General features: G+C 70.5%; 9 protein-coding genes and 1 tRNA gene. 7 read left to right on the top strand and 3 right to left on the bottom strand.

Annotation, left to right across the window (positions count from 1 at the left end):
- The first annotated feature begins 77 nt into the window (after window positions 1–77).
- From ACFQ7F_RS08340 to ACFQ7F_RS08310, 7 genes are all read left to right on the top strand, one after another.
- Entirely contained in the window at window positions 78–1,610 is a 1,533-nt protein-coding gene (locus tag ACFQ7F_RS08340) for a methyltransferase (RefSeq protein ID WP_383267977.1), read from the top strand.
- Between the two features lie 288 nt (window positions 1,611–1,898).
- Window positions 1,899–2,096 carry a hypothetical protein gene (locus tag ACFQ7F_RS08335; protein ID WP_383267974.1) on the top strand — a complete coding sequence of 66 codons (198 nt, stop codon included), beginning with the start codon at window positions 1,899–1,901 and terminating at the stop codon, window positions 2,094–2,096.
- A 329-nt stretch (window positions 2,097–2,425) separates the two neighbouring features.
- Entirely contained in the window at window positions 2,426–5,263 is a 2,838-nt protein-coding gene (topA, locus tag ACFQ7F_RS08330) for a type I DNA topoisomerase (protein WP_383267971.1), read from the top strand.
- Window positions 5,264–5,385: 122 nt separating this feature from the next.
- Window positions 5,386–8,508, top strand: a complete 3,123-nt coding sequence (gene tmk, locus ACFQ7F_RS08325) for a dTMP kinase (protein WP_383267968.1) — start codon at window positions 5,386–5,388, stop codon at window positions 8,506–8,508.
- A gap of 110 nt (window positions 8,509–8,618) precedes the next feature.
- Window positions 8,619–9,824, top strand: a complete 1,206-nt coding sequence (locus ACFQ7F_RS08320) for a DNA polymerase III subunit delta' (protein ID WP_383267965.1) — start codon at window positions 8,619–8,621, stop codon at window positions 9,822–9,824.
- A gap of 108 nt (window positions 9,825–9,932) precedes the next feature.
- A complete protein-coding gene (locus ACFQ7F_RS08315) occupies window positions 9,933–11,480 on the top strand; it encodes an alpha/beta hydrolase (protein WP_383267962.1) in 1,548 nt (515 codons plus the stop codon).
- Between the two features lie 101 nt (window positions 11,481–11,581).
- Window positions 11,582–11,655 (top strand) — tRNA-Thr (locus ACFQ7F_RS08310).
- Between the two features lie 47 nt (window positions 11,656–11,702).
- On the opposite strand, the gene ACFQ7F_RS08305 is transcribed toward ACFQ7F_RS08310, so the two are convergent.
- The 3 genes from ACFQ7F_RS08305 to ACFQ7F_RS08295 all read right to left on the bottom strand — a co-directional run bounded on the left by ACFQ7F_RS08305 (window position 11,703) and on the right by ACFQ7F_RS08295 (window position 15,303).
- Window positions 11,703–13,088 carry a tyrosine-type recombinase/integrase gene (locus ACFQ7F_RS08305; protein ID WP_383267959.1) on the bottom strand — a complete coding sequence of 462 codons (1,386 nt, stop codon included), beginning with the start codon at window positions 13,086–13,088 and terminating at the stop codon, window positions 11,703–11,705.
- A gap of 63 nt (window positions 13,089–13,151) precedes the next feature.
- Window positions 13,152–13,355 carry a helix-turn-helix domain-containing protein gene (locus ACFQ7F_RS08300; RefSeq protein WP_383267956.1) on the bottom strand — a complete coding sequence of 68 codons (204 nt, stop codon included), beginning with the start codon at window positions 13,353–13,355 and terminating at the stop codon, window positions 13,152–13,154.
- A gap of 472 nt (window positions 13,356–13,827) precedes the next feature.
- Window positions 13,828–15,303, bottom strand: a complete 1,476-nt coding sequence (locus ACFQ7F_RS08295; RefSeq protein ID WP_383267954.1) for an ATP-binding protein — start codon at window positions 15,301–15,303, stop codon at window positions 13,828–13,830.
- Between the last annotated feature and the right edge of the window lie 3 nt (window positions 15,304–15,306).

Genomic DNA, 15,306 nt, shown 5'->3' with positions numbered 1-15,306 from the left:
GGGGCAGCGTCGCGTCCAGCCGCGTCCCGTCGGCGGTGGGCAGAGCCGGTGCGGCCGTATCGGGTCACAATGAGGGGGTGAGTATCGCTAGCGCCCCCCTGCCCTCGTCCGATCGTGCCGACGCCTCAGCTCAGTTGCGGGAAGCCCTGCTGGCGGCCGACTTCACCGCTGACGGGCTGCTCGAGCTGCTCGGGGCGCCTGCCTACACGGCGCTCGCGCGCAGCGAGACCGTGCCCGCCCTGCGGGCCACCCGCGGCGAAGGACCGCTGGACACGCTCGTACGGCTCTTCCTGTTGCAGCGTTCCGTGCCGCACGCGCGCGTGGCGGCCGTTCTGCCGGTCGGCCCTCTACAGGAGAGCGGTTGGCTGTCCGCGGCGGACGGCGAGGGCGCGCTGAAGGCGACGGTGGACGTGCGGCCCTACGGCGGGCCGAGCGGCGAGGACTGGTTCATCGTCTCGGACCTCGGGTGCGCGGTCGGCGGTGCCGGTGGCATCGGCAGCCATGACGAAGGGGTCGTACTCGGGGTCGGCGGGGCGTCCACGACGCTGGCCGGACTCACGGTGCGTACACCGGTGGCCAGTGCTCTCGACCTCGGCACCGGCTCCGGGATCCAGGCGCTGCACGCCGCGCAGCACGCGACCCGGGTGACCGCGACCGACCTCAACCCCCGCGCGCTGCACATCACGCGGCTCACCCTCGCGCTCTCCGGCGCGCCCGAGGCCGATCTGCGGGAGGGCTCCCTCTTCGAACCCGTGGGCGAGGAGACGTACGACCTGATCGTGTCCAATCCACCCTTCGTGATCTCTCCCGGGGCGCGGCTCACCTACCGCGACGGCGGGATGGGCGGGGACGATCTGTGCCGGTCGCTCGTTCAGCAGGCAGGGGAGCGGTTGAACGAAGGGGGGTATGCGCACTTCCTCGCCAACTGGCAGCACGTGGAGGGCGAGGAGTGGACCGAGCGGCTCCGTTCCTGGGTGCCGCGCGGGTGCGACGCGTGGATCGTGCAGCGCGAGGTGCAGGACATCACGCAGTACGCCGAGCTGTGGCTGCGGGACGCCGGGGACCACCGGACGGATCCGCAGGAGTACGCGGCGCGGTACGACGCGTGGCTCGACGAGTTCGAGGCCCGCAAGACGCGCGCGGTCGGGTTCGGGTGGATCACGCTGCGCAAGGCCGGTGCAGGAGCAGGTGCCATCGAGCCGTCCGTGACCGTGGAGGAGTGGCCGCACCCCGTCGAGCAGCCGTTGGGTGAGACGGTCCGGGAGCACTTCGCGCGCCAGGACTACCTGCGGGCGCACGACGACGCCGCGCTGCTCGCCGGGCACTTCAAGCTCGCGGACGAGGTCGTGCAGGAGCAGGTCGGCCTTCCCGGCGCCGAGGACCCGGAGCATGTCGTGCTGCGCCAGCACCGCGGGATGCGGCGGGCCACCAAGGTGGACACGGTGGGAGCGGGCTTCGCCGGAGTGTGTGACGGCACGCTGAGCGCGGGACGGATCCTCGACGCGATCGCCCAACTGGTGGGGGAGGACCCCGTATTGCTGCGGGACCGTACGCCCTCGCAGATCCGGCTCCTCGTCGAGCAGGGCTTCCTGGTGCCGGCCGGCTCTTAGCGGGCGCGGCGCCGGGCCGTTGGCGGTACGCGTACGGCGTGTCTCGTACGTTTCGGGGACATCGGCCCCTCGTTGTGGGTGGGATGGATGGGCGTCGGCGACCGTTGGACGTACATCGAGAAGGTGGACTGTGCGAATCGGCCCCGAGGTGGCCGGTTCCGGTCGGTCCTGGCCCGGTGTCGGCCGGTTGTTCAGGCCGGGCGCCCTCCGTTCACCCGGGGTTCGCGCCCCGGCTTCCCGGGCGTGTCAGGTTCCCAGACCGGGAACTCGGTACGGGGAGGCAATGACATGGAGAGCGGACCAGCGATCTTCGCGGGCACGGTATTCGCGCTGTTCGGAGCGGGACTGCTGCTGTGGACCGGAGCACGTGTGGCGCACCGCGCGCCCGTCGCCGACGGTGTGAACCCTGTCGCATCGGCGACACTCGCCGCGCTCGCAGGATCGGGCGCGCTGATGCTCGGAGTGTGGTGTTTCACTCGGTTGTGACCGGAGGCGGTCGGTGATCGGCCGGTGGCCGCGGGGCGCGTACGGGCCGTAGGCCCGGCGCCGGTGCCGAGCCGGTGCACAGCCGCTGGTGAAGCCCGTGGTGAACCGGGCGACGAAAGGGCAGGTCGCCACTCCGGGCGGCAGGAATGGCGGTAGTCGGGTTACCGTTCGAGTGGCCGTTGCGGGCTTTTCCCGTTTGACACGGGGGCGGGATGTACCGTCACACTCCGCAGCGTCAGCGCAACTCAAGCGCACCGAGCGAGGCCACGCACCGCGGCCACGAGGCCACGCACCGCGGCCACCGAGTCCGACCGGAGAGAAGAGCGAAGTTGTCCCCGACCAGCGAGACCGCAAAGGGCGGCCGCCGACTCGTCATCGTCGAGTCGCCTGCCAAGGCGAAGACGATCAAGGGTTACCTCGGCCCCGGCTACGTAGTCGAGGCAAGCGTCGGGCACATCCGCGACCTCCCCAACGGCGCGGCGGAGGTCCCCGACAAGTACACCGGCGAGGTGCGCCGTCTCGGCGTGGACGTCGAGAACGACTTCGAGCCCATCTATGTCGTCAACTCCGACAAGAAGGCGCAGGTCAAGAAGCTCAAGGACCTGCTGAAGGACTCCGACGAACTCTTCCTCGCCACTGATGAGGACCGCGAGGGCGAAGCCATCGCGTGGCACCTCCTAGAGGTCCTGAAGCCCAAGGTCCCGGTCAAGCGGATGGTCTTCCACGAGATCACCAAGGCCGCGATCCAGGAGGCCGTCGCAAGCCCCCGCGACCTCAACAAGCGCATGGTCGACGCCCAGGAGACCCGCCGCATCCTCGACCGTCTCTACGGCTACGAGGTCTCGCCGGTCCTGTGGAAGAAGGTCATGCCGCGCCTGTCGGCGGGCCGTGTCCAGTCCGTGGCGACCCGCCTCGTCGTCGAGCGTGAGCGCGAGCGCATCGCCTTCCGCTCCGCCGAGTACTGGGACCTGACGGGCACCTTCGGCACGGGCCGCACCGGTGACGCGTCCGACCCCTCGCAGCTGGTCGCGCGCCTCACCACCGTCGACGGCAAGCGCATCGCGCAGGGCCGCGACTTCAACTCGGTCGGACAGCTCAAGTCCGACACGCTGCACCTGGACGAGACGAACGCGCGTTCGCTCGCCGCGGCCCTGGAGAACACCCGGTTCGCGGTCCGCTCCGTCGAGTCCAAGCCCTACCGCCGCTCTCCGTACGCGCCGTTCCGTACGACGACGCTGCAGCAGGAGGCCAGCCGCAAGCTCGGCTTCGGCGCGAAGGCCACGATGCAGGTGGCACAGAAGCTGTACGAGAACGGCTTCATCACCTACATGCGTACGGACTCCACGACGCTGTCCGACACGGCGATCACCGCCGCTCGCGCGCAGGTCACGCAGCTGTACGGCAGCGACTACCTGCCGGACAAGCCCCGTACGTACGCCGGGAAGGTCAAGAACGCGCAGGAGGCGCACGAGGCGATCCGCCCTTCGGGCGATCGTTTCCGCACGCCCGCCGAGACCGGCCTCACCGGTGACCAGTTCCGGCTCTACGAGCTGATCTGGAAGCGGACCGTCGCCTCCCAGATGAAGGACGCGGTCGGCAACTCCGTCACGGTCAAGATCGGTGGCACGGCCGCCGACGGCCGCGACGCCGAGTTCAGCGCGTCCGGCAAGACGATCACCTTCCACGGTTTCATGAAGGCCTACGTAGAGGGTGCGGACGACCCGAACGCCGAGCTCGACGACCGTGAGCGCAGGCTCCCGCAGGTCAGCGAGGGCGACGCGCTGTCCGCCGACGAGATCACGGTCGACGGCCACGCGACGAAGCCGCCCGCCCGCTACACCGAGGCATCGCTGGTCAAGGAGCTCGAAGAGCGCGAGATCGGCCGCCCGTCGACGTACGCGTCGATCCTCGGCACGATCCTCGACCGCGGCTACGTCTTCAAGAAGGGCACGGCACTCGTGCCCTCCTTCTTGTCCTTCGCGGTGGTCAACCTCCTGGAGACGCACTTCGGGCGGCTCGTCGACTACGACTTCACCGCACGCATGGAGGACGACCTCGACCGCATCGCGCGGGGCGAGGCGCAGGCAGTGCCGTGGCTGAAGCGGTTCTACTTCGGCGAGGGCGACGACGCGGGTGCCGCCTCCAGCGCGGGCAACGGCGACGGCGACCACCTCGGCGGGCTCAAGGAGCTGGTGACCGACCTGGGCGCGATCGACGCCCGGGAGATCTCCTCCTTCCCCGTCGGCGACGGCATCGTGCTGCGGGTCGGCCGCTACGGCCCGTACATCGAGCGCGGCGAGAAGGACGCGGAGGGCCACCAGCGCGCCGACGTGCCCGACGACATGCCGCCGGACGAGCTGACCGTCGAGTACGCCGAGGAGCTGCTCGCCAAGCCGAGCGGTGACTTCGCGCTCGGCACCGACCCCACGTCGGGGCACGAGATCATCGCCAGGGACGGCCGCTACGGCCCGTACGTCACCGAGGTGCTCCCCGAGGGCACCCCGAAGACCGGCAAGAACGCGGTCAAGCCGCGGACGGCCTCGCTCTTCAAGTCGATGTCACTCGACACGGTGACGCTCGCGGACGCCCTGAAGCTGATGTCCCTGCCGCGTGTGGTCGGGGCGGACGCCGAAGGCGTGGACATCACCGCGCAGAACGGCCGCTACGGCCCGTACCTGAAGAAGGGCACGGACTCGCGGTCCCTGGAGGCCGAGGAGCAGCTCTTCAACATCACGTTGGAAGAGGCCCTCGCGATCTACGCCCAGCCCAAGCAGCGCGGGCGGGCAGCCGCCAAGCCGCCGCTGAAGGAGCTCGGCGAGGACCCCGTCAGCAAGAAGCCGGTCGTCGTCAAGGACGGCCGCTTCGGGGCGTACGTCACGGACGGCGAGACGAACGCGACGCTGCGGGCCTCGGACTCCGTGGAGGACATCACTCCCGAGCGGGGCTACGAACTGCTCGAGGAGAAGCGGGCGAAGGGGCCGGCCAAGAAGACCGCCAAGAAGGCGGCGAAGAAGGCCCCCGCCAAGAAGACCGCGGCCAAGAAGACGGTCGCCAAGAAAACGGCCGCCAAGAAGACGACGGCCGCGAAGAAGACCACTACGAAGACGGCCGCAGCCAAGAAGAGCACGGCTTCGGCTTCGGCGGCCAAGGCGTCCGACGCCGAGTAGGGCAGCCACTTGCGTCGTTCTGTACGTCTTTCTGTGCGGCGCTGTGAACGTGTGAACTGAAGGGGCGTCCGTTTGTTCGGGCGCCCCTTCGGAGTGTCACAGCGTGCGGATAGGCTGGACGGATGACGCGAGCCGAGCAGCCACCGGTCGGAAACCCGACCCCCGACGACGCCCTGGTCGCAGATTCCCGAGAGCGCGCTGTCCGCGCCTTGCTGCGCGTGCCGCAGCTGAAGCGCCTCTGGAGCGCTCAGCTCGTCGGCGGTGTCGGCGACGCCCTCGCCCTCCTTGTCCTGGTGGTGCTCGCGCTGCAAGCGGCCATCGCCGAGGCGGCGTTCGGGGGCGGCTATCGAGGGGTGGCGTTCGCCGTCACCACAGTCTTCGGGGCACGCGTTCTCGCGACGCTGCTCTTCGGGGCGGTGCTTCTGGGGCCGCTCAGCTCGATCACCTCACCGGACGGGCCGCTCGACCGGCGCTGGACGATGGTCGTGGCGGACGGTCTGCGGGCCGCTCTGCTGATCGTCGCGCCGCTGTGGATCGACTGGACGCCGGACAACGCGCTCGCGATGCTGCTCGTCACCGCCTTCGTGATCGGAGTCGCCGAGCGCTTCTGGACGGTCTGCCGGGAGAGCGCGGCGCCCGCGCTGCTGCCCGCGCCGCCCCTGGAGGGCGCTACGGTTCGGCCGCTGCCGGACCACATGGACGCACTGCGGCGTCTGTCGCTGCGTACGGGATTCGTGGCGCTGCCCATCGCGGCCGCCGTGCTGGTCGCCGTCACCCTCGTCGGCAACCTCCTGGGCTCCGGGCTCGACTGGTTCGAGCTGCACCAGGCAGGGCTCGGCTCGTTCGTCGCCGCGGGCCTCTTCGCGGCCTCCCTTTCGATCGTCTACTTCCTCGAACTTCCCGCCACGCAGACGCCACGCGCGCGTAGCCCGCTCGAAGGGCTGCGCAGGCCGCGCACCGGCAGTAGCACCGACAAGGGCCGCACCGGCGCGATCCCGCTGCTCATCGCCGCCTGCGCCGCGATCGCCGGGGCCGTCGCGGCCGCCGTCGCGGTCGCCGTGCTGCACGCCAAGGACCTGGACGGCGGGCCCGTCACGTACGGCCTGGTCGTCCTCGCGCTGACCGGCGGCACCGCCGTCGGCATCCGCACCGCACCGTCCCTGCTGCCCACGCTCCCGCGCCGCCGGCTGCTCGCGCTCGCGATCGCCCTCACCGGCGTCGCGCTGCTCGCCGCGGGCCTCGTGCCCGACGTGACGACCGTGCTGCTGCTCCTGGTGCTCGCCGGGGTGGCCGCGGGTATCGCCGCGCACACCGGACACGCGCTGCTCGACCAGGAGGTCGAGGACTACCGCCGGGCGCGCGCGACGGAACATCTCCAGGCGGTCGTACGCCTCTCCGTCGCAGTCGGCGCGCTCGTGGCACCCGTGGTCGCGGCGGCGATCGGACCGCACCGCTTCGTCAACGGCAAGTTCGTGTTCGACCACGGAGGCGCCGCCTTCACGCTGATGCTGGTGGGCGCGCTGCTCCTGCCGGTGGCCGCATTGGTCCTCGCCAAGATCGACGACCGGCAGGGCGTGCCGCTGCGGCACGACCTGCGGGACGCGCTGCGCGGCGGCGACGACCCCGTGGAGGGGATCGCGACCGCGGGCTTCTTCATCGCCCTGGAGGGCGGCGACGGCGCGGGCAAGTCGACGCAGGCCGAAGCACTCGCCGAGTGGATCCGGGCCAAGGGCCACGAGGTCGTCGTGACGCGCGAGCCGGGAGCCACGCCGGTCGGGAAGCGGCTGCGGTCGATCCTGCTCGACGTGTCGTCGGCCGGTCTCTCGCACCGCGCCGAAGCACTTCTGTACGCCGCCGACCGCGCCGAGCACGTCGACACGGTCGTACGCCCCGCCCTTGAGCGCGGCGCTGTCGTCATCTCCGACCGGTACATCGACTCGTCCGTGGCGTACCAGGGCGCGGGGCGCGATCTGTCCCCGACCGAGATCGCCCGCATCTCCCGGTGGGCCACGGCGGGGCTCGTACCGCATCTGACGGTGCTGCTCGACGTGTCTCCGGAAGCGGCGAGGGAGCGGTTCACCGAGGCGCCCGACCGCCTGGAGTCGGAGCCCGCCGAGTTCCACGCGCGCGTGCGCTCCGGTTTCCTGACGCTGGCCGCGGCCGACCCGGGGCGCTACCTGGTGATCGACGCCGCCCAGGAGCCGGAGGCGGTCACGACCGTGGCACGGCACCGGCTCGACCTGATGCTGCCGCTCTCCGAGGCCGAGGTGAAGGCGCAGGAGGAGGCCCGCAAGGCCGCCGAGGAAGAAGCGCGCCGCAAGGCCGAGGAAGAAGCCGCGCGCAAGGCCGAGGAGGAGCGGGTCGAGCGCGAGCGCCAGGAGCAGCTCGCCAAGCTCCGCGCCGAGGAGGAGGAGCGCAAGCGCCGCGAGCTGGAGGAGGCGCAGCGCCGCGAGGCCGAACGGCAGGCGGAGGAGGCCAGGCAGCGCGCCGAGGAGGCCAAGCGCAAGGCCGAGGAGGAGCAGACACGCCTGCTCGCCGAGGAGAAGGTGCGGGCTGCCGAGGAGGAGCGGCGTCGCCGCGAGGCGGAGGAAGAGGCGCGGCTGCGGGCCGAGGCCGAGGCGCGCCGGGTCGAGAAGCAGCGCAAGGCCGAGGAGGCGTTGCTGCGGGCCGAGGAGGCGCGGCGGCTGGCTGCGGCTTCGGCGGCGGCCGCGGCTGCTGCTTCGACGGCTTCGACGGCGGTTGCGTCGACTCCCGTTTCGAAGCCGAAGCCGAAGCCGGCTCCGTCCGCTTCCCCTTCGGACGCCGTTTCAGATGTCGTGCCGGACAACGAGACGACGGTGCCCACGCCCGTCGTGAAGCCCGGGGCACCCGCGCCGGGTGCGGCCGACGAGACTGCGGTGCTGCCTGCGGTGCGGGACGCGTCCGGCTCGGACGAGACCGAGGTGCTGCCGCAGCCGCCGGTGCCGGGGGCTGCCGACGAGACGGCCGTGCTGCCTGCTGTGCAGGAGGACAAGGTGCCGCCGGGGTACTTCCGCGATGAGCGGCCCAAGCCTGGGTCCTCGTCCGGTGGCGGGAACGACCGGACCCGTGAGCTGCCGCAGGTCGATGAGCAGGGGCAGCCTCGGCAGCGGCCTCGCTCGGACTGGGCGGAGGAGACTCCGCTGGACGATCTGCCTTCGCTGGCGGACGAGTTGCTGGGCGCCCGGGACGAGGACGAGGACGGCCGGGGACGTAACGGGCGCTGAGCCTCGCCGAGCGGGCGGCCCGCGTTGTCAGTGGCGTGCTCCACAATGAACTCGACAGCGTGACGTGACGTGCGGGGCGCGACGCAGGTGCAGGGCGGAGGCGGTGACCGATGACCGTATGGGACGACCTGGTGGGCCAGGAGCGGGTGAGTGAGCAGCTCGGCGCCGCCGCTCGGGACGCCGACGCGCTGGTCACCGCCGTGGCCACGGGCGCTCCGCGGCCCGAGGCATCGAAGATGACGCACGCCTGGCTGTTCACCGGACCGCCCGGCTCCGGACGGTCCACCGCCGCCCGCGCCTTCGCCGCCGCGCTCCAGTGCACCAGCCCGGACCGCGCGCTCGGCGGCTCCCCGGGCTGCGGTTTCTGCGACGGATGCCACACGAGTCTGATCGGCACGCACGCCGACGTCGAAGTGGTGCGTACGGACCTGCTGTCCATCGGCGTCAAGGAGACCCGCGAGCTGGTCAGGCGGGCCCAGTTGTCGCCCGCGGGCGGCCGCTGGCAGGTCATCGTCCTGGAGGACGCCGACCGCCTCACCGAGGGCGCGGGCAACGTCCTGCTCAAGGCCGTGGAAGAGCCCGCACCCCGCACCGTATGGCTGCTCTGCGCGCCCTCCCTTGAGGACGTGCTGCCCACGATCCGCTCCCGCTGCCGCCATCTGACGCTGCGTACGCCTCCGGTGGACGCCGTCGCGGACGTGCTCATCCGGCGCGACGGCATCGAGCCGGACGTCGCCGCGGCCGCCGCGCGCGCCACCCAGGGGCACATCGGCCGTGCCCGCCGCCTCGCGACCGACCCGCGGGCGCGCGAGCGCCGGGCCGCCGTGCTCAAGCTGCCGATGCGGGTGGAGGACATCGGGGGCTGTCTCAAGGCCGCGCAGGAGTTGATCGACACGGCGGGCGACGACGCCAAGCAGGTCGCCGAGGAGGTCGACGTCAAGGAGACCGACGACCTGAAGGCGGCCCTCGGCGCGGAGAAGGGCGGCCGGATGCCACGCGGCACGGCGGGCATCATGAAGGAGCTCGAGGACCGGCAGAAGCGCCGCAAGACCCGCACCCAGCGCGACAGCCTCGACCTCGCACTCATCGAGCTGACCGGTGTCTACCGCGACGTGCTCACCCTGCAGCTCGGCTCCCGGGTGGCGCTGGCCAACACGGAGGTGCTCGACATGCTGGAGCGCCTGGCGCGCGGCACCTCGCCCGAGTCCACGCTGCGCCGCATCGAGGCGATCGGTGCCTGCCGCATCGCACTGGACCGCAACGTGGCGCCGCTGCTCGCGGTGGAGGCGATGACGGTGGCGCTGCGGGCGGGCTAGGGCCCTTCTGAGGGATCGCCGTGGGGTGGGGCCCGTTGACCGGTTGACCGAGTCACCCATAAGGGCACTTTGCGTCACTACTCCAACGCATAGCGTTAGTCTCCTCTGATGCGCATCAGAGGACTCCGCACCCCCGCGACCGCGTTCCTGGCCGCCGGACTGCTCATTTCCGGCTGCTCCGGCGGGGGCTCGACGGCGGACGTGTCCATGGCCGCGCTGCCCCGCGCCACCCCGGCAGAGCTGTCTTCGTACTACGGACAGAAGCTGAACTGGCGCGAGTGCGGCGTCCCCGGCTTCGAGTGCTCCACGATGAAGGCGCCGCTGGACTACGCGAAGCCGGACGGCAAGGACATCAAGCTCGCCGTCTCCCGGAAGAAGGCGACAGGACCCGGCAAGCGCCTGGGCTCGCTCCTGGTCAACCCGGGCGGCCCCGGCGGCTCGGCGATCGGCTACCTCCAGACGTACGCGGCCCTCGGGTACCCCGAAAAGGTCCGCGCCCAGTACGACATGGCCGCGGTCGACCCGCGCGGCGTGGCCCGCAGCGAGCCCGTCACCTGCCTCGACGGCAAGCAGATGGACGCGTACACGCAGACGGACACCACACCGGACGACCAGCGCGAGACCACCGCCCTTTCGAACTCCTTCAAGAAGTTCGCGGCGGGCTGCGAGAAGCACTCCGGTGAGGTGCTTCCGCATGTCTCCACGGTCGAGGCGGCCCGCGACATGGACATCCTGCGCGCGGCGCTCGGCGACGAGAAGCTGACGTACGTGGGCGCTTCGTACGGCACGTTCCTGGGAGCGACGTACGCCGGGCTCTACCCCGACCGCGTCGGCCGCCTCGTCCTGGACGGCGCGATGGACCCGTCCCTGCCGGCCCGCCGGATGAACCGTGATCAGACGCAGGGCTTCGAGACGGCGTTCCAGTCGTTCGCGAAGGACTGCGTGGGCCGGGCGGAATGCCCCCTGGGCACGGAGAGCGAGGCGGACGCGGGCAAGCGCCTCAAGTCGCTCTTCGACGACCTGGACCGCACGCCGATCCCCGCCGGCGACTCCGACGGCCGCAAACTCGGCGAGGCGCTCGCCACGACGGGCGTGATCGCCGCGATGTACGACGAGGCGGCCTGGCCCCAGCTGCGCACGGCGCTGACCGCCGCGATCAAGGACAAGGACGGCGCGGGCCTCCTCGCCCTCTCCGACAGCTACTACGAGCGCGACGGCGACGGAACGTACGCGAACCTCATGTTCGCCAACGCCGCCGTGAACTGCCTCGACCTTCCCCCCGCCTTCGCCGATGCGGCCGAGGTCAAGAAGTCGCTCCCGAGCTTCGAGAAGGCCTCCCCGGTCTTCGGCGAGGGCCTGGCCTGGGCCTCGCTGAACTGCGCGTACTGGCCGGTGAAGGCGACGGGAGAGTCGCACCGCATCGAGGCGGACGGCGCGGCCCCGATCGTCGTGGTCGGCACCACACGCGATCCGGCCACCCCCTACCGCTGGGCCGAGTCCTTGGCCGACCAGCTCTCCTCCGGCAAGCTGCTCACCTACGAGGGAGACGGGCACACGGCGTACGGGCGAGGCAGTAAGTGCGTGGACTCGGCGATCAACACCTACCTGCTGGACGGCAAGGCCCCGGACGACGGAAAGCGCTGCTCACAGGGGTGACGCGGGGGCCGGTGCTCTGTACACCGGGGGTGTACGGAGCACTCCCGGAAACTGTGTAGACTTGGCGTCGCCGCTGATCGCACCATAGGTGCGGAACGCGTGCCGCCTTAGCTCAGCTGGCCAGAGCAACGCACTCGTAATGCGTAGGTCTCGGGTTCGAATCCCGAAGGCGGCCCTGTAGAAGCCCCAGGACTCACTCGCCGTGACCTGGGGCTTTTGCTTTTAACGGATGCGGCGACGGCGCTGAGCACGAGCCGCGCGAGTGTCGGCGGTCTCAGTTCTGGTCTCAGCGGGGCCCGCAGATGGCGGAGCGAAGAACTCTCCCATACGCCGCATCGCGTCCTTCGACAGGTGCGATCTGCCCTTCACGTAGCGCCTCGTCTGGCTGATCTGGGTGTGCCGCAGGATCTCCATGATGGTGGGCATGTCGACGCCCAGCTCGTTCAGGATTGTGCCGGCAGTGTGGCGGCTCCCGTCGTACAGGCGACGGTCATCGATCCCGGTTTCCTTGAGCAGCTCCTTGAACTCTTCGTAGTCGGCACGAGGGTCGAGGGGGCGCCCGTCCGGCCGTGAGAATACGACGTCGTGCTCCTGCCACAGCTCACCGGCCGCTAGCCGCATCTCGTCCTGCTGTGCCTTGTGATCGAGCAGGAACGCGATGAACACGGGCGGGATCGGTACGGCGTTCTGGCTCTTCTTGGTCTTGGGGCGGGTGAAGGCGAGACCGCCCCCCTTGCGCTCGGGGCAGGCGCTCGCGTGCTTCGTGCATCCCTTGGGGCAAGGCTTGGGGCACCCGCGCTTGTAGCCCTTGTGCGTGGTGCAGTCCTGCGGGCACGGCTCGAAGCGGTGGAGGCGCGCCCCGCAGGCGTGCGGGGCTGTGCAACCGTGCCGCCAGGTGAGGCGCTGTAGCTGCCACTTGGGGTGGAACAGCTCCGCCTCCAGGTCGACGTACGACCACCGCAGGCCGAGCGTCTCGCCTTGCCGGAAGCCCATGCCGACGCCGACGATCCAGCGCATGAAAGTGGGCCGCTTTGAGGCCGCTTCGAGGAAGGCCTTTGCCTCCTTCTGCGTGAAGGGATTGGCCTCCGTCTCGTCGACGCTCGGAGGGTCCACGAGCGTGGCGACGTTCTCGCCGATAAGGCGGCGGCGGTGGGCAATCTTCAGGGCGCGGGACAGGATGCGGTGAACCTTCACCACGTGAGAGGGAGCGCGCCCGGCATCGAGCAACGCTCGGTACATCCGCTCCAGGTGTTCTGGCCGGAGCTTGTCGATCCGGTGCTGGCCGACACCGGGGATGATGTCGTTGCGTGTTTTCGACCAGTAGTCGTCCAGGGACCGCGGCTTGAGCGTGAGGCTGGCGATGTCGGTGAGGTAGGTCTCCATCCACTTCGCGACGGTCGGCTTGCGGCCTGCGGTGGGGGCGCGGCCCTGGTCACGCAGGCGCTCCAACTCCCGGACCTTGCGCTTGATTTCGGGTTCGCTCCTGGCGCGGCGGTGGCGGCGGTCGGGGCTTCCGTCGTTCTTGACGCCCATGGTGACGCGGCCGTGAAACCAGCCGTCGGCGCCGAGGTAGATGGACGATTCCATGTTGGGCTTGCGGGGGCTCATGGGCTCCTCCATGCGGGAGGCGCCCCGAGCGGAGTGCTCGGGGCGCCTCAAGTCGTGCTCGGGTCAGTTGGGCTGGGGGGCGAGGTTCGCTACGTACGCTTCGAGGTCGGCACGCCGAATTCGGCGGATGCGGCCCAACTTGATGTACTTCAGGGCGCCTTCGGCCATCAGCTCGTAGACGGTGGAGCGGCTGGTGGCGAGCGCTTCGGCTGCCTCTTCCGGCTTGTACAGGAGTCGGTCGACGGGGGCAGCGATCGCGGTGCTCATCCGGGGTGCCTCCTGGGCAGTTCGTCTTGCCGTCGGGGAGTTGGGCGGGGGTCCCTAGCGCGTGTGTGTCCGAGGGGCGGATTTCTGCGTCACCGCGTCATGAGCGTCACTTGGGCTTTTGACCTGCGGGTTTGTGGTGACGCAGAGGGTTGGGGGTGCGTCATCGGTGACGCAGGCGTGCGTCATGGGGTGACGCAGGTGACGCGGGATGACGCAGCCGAAGCCGTTCTGCGTCATCGCTGTTGCAGCAGGTCAAGGCCTGTTTGGGGCCTTGTGGTGACGCGGGTGACGCAGCGTTTCCCTTATTAGGAAAAAAGAGGGGGGTGTTTGTTGTGGTGCGGTGGCGCTTCGAGCGTGAAGAGGGAGCCGCTGCGCGGCGCGACCCTCGGGCGGCGTTCCGCCGAACAGCAAGAGGAGCACGCCATGCCGGGTGGTGCTCCTCTTGCTTGTGCGTGCCGGTGGTGGATGGCGGTCAGAGCAGCGGCTGTTGCTCGTGGAGCGTGAGGGCCGGGCATCGGGTCATTTCGATGTAGCGGCCTTCTTTGGTGCGGCCCCAGTCGATCAGGACGCCCCGGGCGGCGAGGGTGGGCTGAAGGCGCTTGAGGCGGTCGGAGAGGACTTTGCCGGTGGTGGGCCACCCTTTGGGCAGGGGGCGCAGCTCGTCGCCGCTGTAGAGGCCGGTGAGGCAGTGCAGCCACTCCGAGGACGTCATCCGGGCTTCCGTGCCCGGGTCGAGGGCGGCGGCGTGCTTGAGGACGGTCTGCGCGAGCAGGTCGCCTTCGATGACGTCGTCGTTCAGCTCGTCCAGGCTGCTGCGGTAGGCGGGGAGCGTGCCGAAGCCGGTCGCGGCGTCGAGCTGCGCGCACAGGTGCGCGAAGTCCGCCATCCGCAGATCGGTGGGGATGTCGGCCTGGGTCGCGCGGACGTTGACGGTGAGGTCGAGGAGGGAGCCGAGGATGACGGGCAGGGCTGCTTCGAATTCGGTCCACAGTTCCGCCTCGGTCCGCCGCACGCTCGGGCGCTCCAGGCGCAGCGGGAGCAGGCGTTCGGCGAGGTCGGGGCGGATGACGCCGACGTCGATGCCGGTCAGGAGCAGGGGGCGGCGGTAGCGGGAGCGGACGACGTCGCCGTCGCTGAAGAGGGCGCGCTTGATGCTCTCGGCGCCGGTGACGATGCAGCACATCAGGTCGGAGAGGTCCGGGGCGAGGTGGCTGAGGTTGTCCAGGGCGGTGACCCATCCGGCGGCGACGGCCGTGATCAGGTTCTCTTCGTCCTTGGGTGCGCGGCGCAGGTCGCCGGTCATGCCCTCGATGATCCGCACGAGCATGCGTCCCGCCGTGGACTTGCCCGCGCCCTGGGGGCCGGTGAGGAAGGGGGCGGGGACGGGCACGGACGGTCCGAGGCAGCCGATCAGCCAGGCCAGGGCGAGGCATTCGGTCTCGGCGGTGGCGAAGTTGCACAGCCGGAGCAGGAGGTCGATGCCTTTGCCGTCGGTGTCCTTGGCGGGCAGGGGGAGTTCGCCGGTGAGCTGGGTGCGCCGCCAGCACACCTCGCGCGGGTCGGGGATGGCGATGTCCCAGCCGGTGGGGTGGATGCGGATGGACTGTCCGTCGTCGCGGCCCAGGTCCAGCCAGGTCGCCCCGTCGTAGCCGGGGGCGACGCGGATGTGGGTTGGCTGGACGTCCTGGCTCAGCGCGAGTGCTTCGATCAAGTCCAGTGCCTCCTTGAGTGACGTGCCGTTGAACACGCCGATGCCGTCGTGGAAGAGACCGACCATGAGTTCTTGGCGGTGGCTGCCGGTGGTGCCCTGGGAGCGGATCGGGCGGGCCACGGGGTGGCCGTTCTTCTGCGCGTAGACGGTGCCTTCGGTGGTGCGGAAGTAGCGGAAGTGGGCCTGTGCGTAGTCGGTGATGACCTCGCGGGCGGGGGTCTTCTCGTCCTCGGCCATGGC

It is taken from the genome of Streptomyces sp. NPDC056486 (genome assembly GCF_042795295.1).
Taxonomy (GTDB): Bacteria; Actinomycetota; Actinomycetes; order Streptomycetales; family Streptomycetaceae; genus Streptomyces.
This window is presented reverse-complemented; position numbering and strand designations above follow the sequence as displayed.